Origin of the sequence: Bacteroides sp. D20 (assembly GCF_003436255.1) — a bacterium.
GTDB lineage: Bacteria > Bacteroidota > Bacteroidia > Bacteroidales > Bacteroidaceae > Bacteroides > Bacteroides uniformis.
In genome coordinates, this window is sequence record NZ_QSOO01000041.1 from 1 (window position 1) to 3,244 (window position 3,244).

7 protein-coding genes are annotated in these 3,244 nt (G+C 36.2%); 2 read left to right on the top strand and 5 right to left on the bottom strand.

Going from position 1 to position 3,244, the window contains the following annotated elements; genetic code table 11:
* Positions 1–187: 187 nt before the first annotated feature.
* The 5 genes from DXD78_RS20790 to DXD78_RS20810 all read right to left on the bottom strand — a co-directional run bounded on the left by DXD78_RS20790 (position 188) and on the right by DXD78_RS20810 (position 2,452).
* Complete coding sequence (locus tag DXD78_RS20790) at positions 188–961, bottom strand: phage antirepressor Ant (RefSeq protein WP_009038447.1); 774 nt, start codon at positions 959–961, stop codon at positions 188–190.
* Between the two features lie 46 nt (positions 962–1,007).
* Positions 1,008–1,178: a hypothetical protein gene (locus DXD78_RS21125; protein WP_157131993.1), complete on the bottom strand. Its 171-nt coding sequence runs from the start codon at positions 1,176–1,178 to the stop codon at positions 1,008–1,010.
* 94 nt (positions 1,179–1,272) lie between these two features.
* A complete protein-coding gene (locus tag DXD78_RS20800; protein WP_009038449.1) occupies positions 1,273–1,761 on the bottom strand; it encodes a hypothetical protein in 489 nt (162 codons plus the stop codon).
* A gap of 119 nt (positions 1,762–1,880) precedes the next feature.
* Positions 1,881–2,120, bottom strand: a complete 240-nt coding sequence (locus DXD78_RS20805) for a hypothetical protein (RefSeq protein WP_009038450.1) — start codon at positions 2,118–2,120, stop codon at positions 1,881–1,883.
* A gap of 2 nt (positions 2,121–2,122) precedes the next feature.
* Complete coding sequence (locus DXD78_RS20810) at positions 2,123–2,452, bottom strand: SH3 beta-barrel fold-containing protein (protein ID WP_009038451.1); 330 nt, start codon at positions 2,450–2,452, stop codon at positions 2,123–2,125.
* A gap of 183 nt (positions 2,453–2,635) precedes the next feature.
* Here DXD78_RS20810 and DXD78_RS20815 point away from each other — a divergent pair, with 183 nt between their 5' ends.
* Together DXD78_RS20815 and DXD78_RS20820 are read left to right on the top strand one after the other, a co-directional pair.
* Positions 2,636–2,914: a helix-turn-helix domain-containing protein gene (locus DXD78_RS20815; RefSeq protein WP_009038452.1), complete on the top strand. Its 279-nt coding sequence runs from the start codon at positions 2,636–2,638 to the stop codon at positions 2,912–2,914.
* A gap of 31 nt (positions 2,915–2,945) precedes the next feature.
* Positions 2,946–3,155, top strand: a complete 210-nt coding sequence (locus DXD78_RS20820; RefSeq protein WP_009038453.1) for a hypothetical protein — start codon at positions 2,946–2,948, stop codon at positions 3,153–3,155.
* The last annotated feature ends 89 nt before the right edge of the window (positions 3,156–3,244 follow it).

Genomic DNA, 3,244 nt, shown 5'->3' on the forward strand with positions numbered 1-3,244 from the left:
ACCCATACTGAATCCCGTATTTTACATTTACACAAAATATTTTATAGTGCCAATAAAAAATTAAATGAACTGATTTCTGAAAAAGGAATGATTATTTCTATATCAAACAATCCTATTTGGGATTTTATATCAGTTATTCCCAAGTAACTAATAGCGCACCCCGACTTAACGAGGTGCGCATTATTATTTAAGCAGCATCTTTACCTAAGAACTTTTCTACGAAGTAAATTTGCCCCTTACCAGTCACTTTGGTAGTAGTAGTGACCAATACAGAGCCGTCCGGCTTGGTGATGGTGGTTTTCTTCAATTCAAAAAGCCCCAATTTCATAGCTTTCTGCGTTGGCTGATTGTAGTAGTCACCCTTTTGGCAAAGATAACCATTCTCGCGCATCCAGCTAAACAAACGGTTCTGACCGATATTCACTCCATTTTGTTGCAGTATCTTTGCTAATTCAGCAACCAAGCAAGAACGTTGAGAAGTTGAAACGGCATCGGCAAAAAGGACTTTAGGTGCATCTTTCTGAATCTTCTGTTCGGCTTCGATACGCTTCTGTTTTTCTTCTTTCAAGTTGGTTGCAAGCTGAATCAGAAAATCGGGTGAGGTCAAAGCCTTTTCAAGTGTCTCTTGCGTCATGTATGCACCATGTTTGCGGATTGAGGGCAAAACTTCGCTTGTAACCCATTTGCGAAACGGTTTTGCTTTTTCGCTATCACTTCTTATGACAACATCATACAAACCGCTTTCAGTAACAAATGTCGCTTGTTGTGTTCTACCTAAATTATCTTTTATGGGGTGCGTTTGACGCACATCATCATCTAAACGACTGGCACACCTTGAAGTATCTTTTATGCCAATCACAGCGCAAACATCTGCCAAACAAAACAACGGTTCTTCATTCTCATTCATAGCAATTCTCACTTTTCCGAACTGCTCATTTTGGAAAATCTGAATATTATTCATACTTTTACACAGTTTTAAAAATTAGACCCCACCAAAGGCAAGCTCCTCACTTCTTACCAATGGCGGGGTTATATTTTTCAGCCGTGAGGATAGCTGCGTTGTTTCTGTTTGCAAATTTACCACTAACCGATTGCGTCACCTTAAAAGTGTCGTGCGCAGTCACGACAATCGTTTCATTGTCGTAAATTCGTTGCAAACTTACGGTATAATCGTGCAAGAGAAGAATTTTTGTCACATTGGATAACCACAATTGGGTAATTGTGGTTATTTTATAGGCGGCGGTCTTGTTTTAAGACTCATAATCACACGTATTAATTAGCTATTAATAGCTCATGCCCGACAAGCGTTTCCAATAAGTCTGATGTCACTTTGTAAACATGATATGCTTGTGTATTCTTGTTATTGACTAAATGCTCTGATAAAGCCATCAGTTTATACAAATTCTTCAATAATTCATCATTATTCAAAATTGAAGAAATCTGTTTCACTTCTTTCATACTAAGAAAATTGATGCCATTTTCACGATGTTTGCTAATCCACCAATGTGGCGTGCCGACTTTTACATAATGATAGTGTTCAATATAGAGATAGCCTACCATTGTGTTGGCCGTTTGAGCAATCCAAAAATAAGGGTGGTCTGTCCGATAACCCAAACGACCTTTTTCATCAATATATTCAATACCGCATTTTAATGCAGAAGCATTAAGAGAAGAAAATACCTCTACTGAATACTTGTAGTATTCTTCATTATTGAACAATCGCATTATGCCAAGAGTACTATCAGAAAATTCTGTCTTCATGATTTCTATATTTTACGTGTTTATACTATCTTTGCGACTAAATTCGTAGTGCGACATAATCGCATTATGTGTTTATACTATTTAGAGCGCATTGCCTGTGAAGGTGGTGCGCTCTTTGCTTACCACCGTTTTACTTCTTCTTTTAATTCGTCATACTTGCCGTTCATTAGCATTTCGACTTCACGATGAAAGTTTATATCAGTCAAGCGAAACTCTATCAAAGCACGCTTGTACGCATCGCCTTCTCGGTGGGCATTGATAAGGCGCATCATCTGTTTATTATCCAAACCATAATCATTTTTGCGATTGAGATTCTTAGCTCTGCACATATCGCTCTCTCTTAATTGTATTGCTGCCATAGTTACGCTATTTTAATGAGATTGCACTTCTTGAAACATCTGTATTCTTCTTTCTCTGTGTCCCAGTACACTTGCAGATTGTCATTCGGCTTTCTACCTGTACCTTTCACCTCACCGATAAGATTCTCTTTGAGAGTGCCAAAGGCTTGACGTAACGTGCCGTCAGTCTTTTTGAAATAAAACTCTACTATCTTCTTTTTCATCTCACCTTTCAACTTCAAATTAGCCCATGCGCATTTTAACGCTTCACTCATTGAATAACCGTTCTTGCGAACAAACTGCCATGCTAAACTCATGACCTCTTTCATCTGACTTCTAAATTTTGTGCTCATACTACTTATGTTTTATGTGTTAATACTATTTTGTTGTACTTTCATGATGCAAACATACTACTTTAATAGTATAATCCAAAAAGAAAAGAACTATTTAATTAGTATATTAACCTTATTTAATACTATTATAATAGTACAATACACAAAGAGACGTACCTTTGTATAAAATTAAAGTACACGATTATGAATCTAAGAATTACCGAACACTGCAAAATGCAAGGCATCACCTTACAGGAATTAGCTGATAAAATGGGGGTAGCCCGTTCGACATTAGCTAATACATTATCAAAAGGCAATCCTACCATTGAAACCCTATCCAAAATAGCGGACGCTCTCGGAGTTGAAGTAACAGACCTATTTGAAAAATCTTCCGATGAAGTTATAGGAGTTGTCCGAATTGGAGATAGCACTCACGTTATCAATAGTAAGGAGGATATTAAGAAGTTAGCGGAAAAATTATAAACTTAACTTAATAAAATAAGGAGGTAATACTATGAGCGAAAAAAAATTCAAAGAATCTGATGTAGTAATAAATACACAAAATGGGAAGGAGTATTATATTACTCAGATAGAAAAAGTGTATGATGCAGATTTAAAACATTCAGTTCCTACGGGATATGCTGAATGCCGTCCTAATAATTTAGATGATAATCTGCCCGATTATAATAGATTCACTATTGACATTTTAGAACTAAAAAAATAAAAATATGGAAAAGAAATATATTATAAAAGGAGTTTTAAAGGTAGTGTAAAATAAACTGTGTCACGCATTATTTATCTCTAGAAAACTCA

Excerpts from the sequence above, each read along its gene's own strand:
- DXD78_RS20790 (WP_009038447.1), bottom strand. The coding sequence starts at position 961 with ATGAATAATATTCAGATTTTCCAAAATGAGCAGTTCGGAAAAGTGAGA.
- DXD78_RS20800 (WP_009038449.1), bottom strand. The coding sequence starts at position 1,761 with ATGAAGACAGAATTTTCTGATAGTACTCTTGGCATAATGCGATTGTTC.
- DXD78_RS20805 (WP_009038450.1), bottom strand. The coding sequence starts at position 2,120 with ATGGCAGCAATACAATTAAGAGAGAGCGATATGTGCAGAGCTAAGAAT.
- DXD78_RS20810 (WP_009038451.1), bottom strand. The coding sequence starts at position 2,452 with ATGAGCACAAAATTTAGAAGTCAGATGAAAGAGGTCATGAGTTTAGCA.
- DXD78_RS20815 (WP_009038452.1), top strand. The coding sequence starts at position 2,636 with ATGAATCTAAGAATTACCGAACACTGCAAAATGCAAGGCATCACCTTA.
- DXD78_RS20820 (WP_009038453.1), top strand. The coding sequence starts at position 2,946 with ATGAGCGAAAAAAAATTCAAAGAATCTGATGTAGTAATAAATACACAA.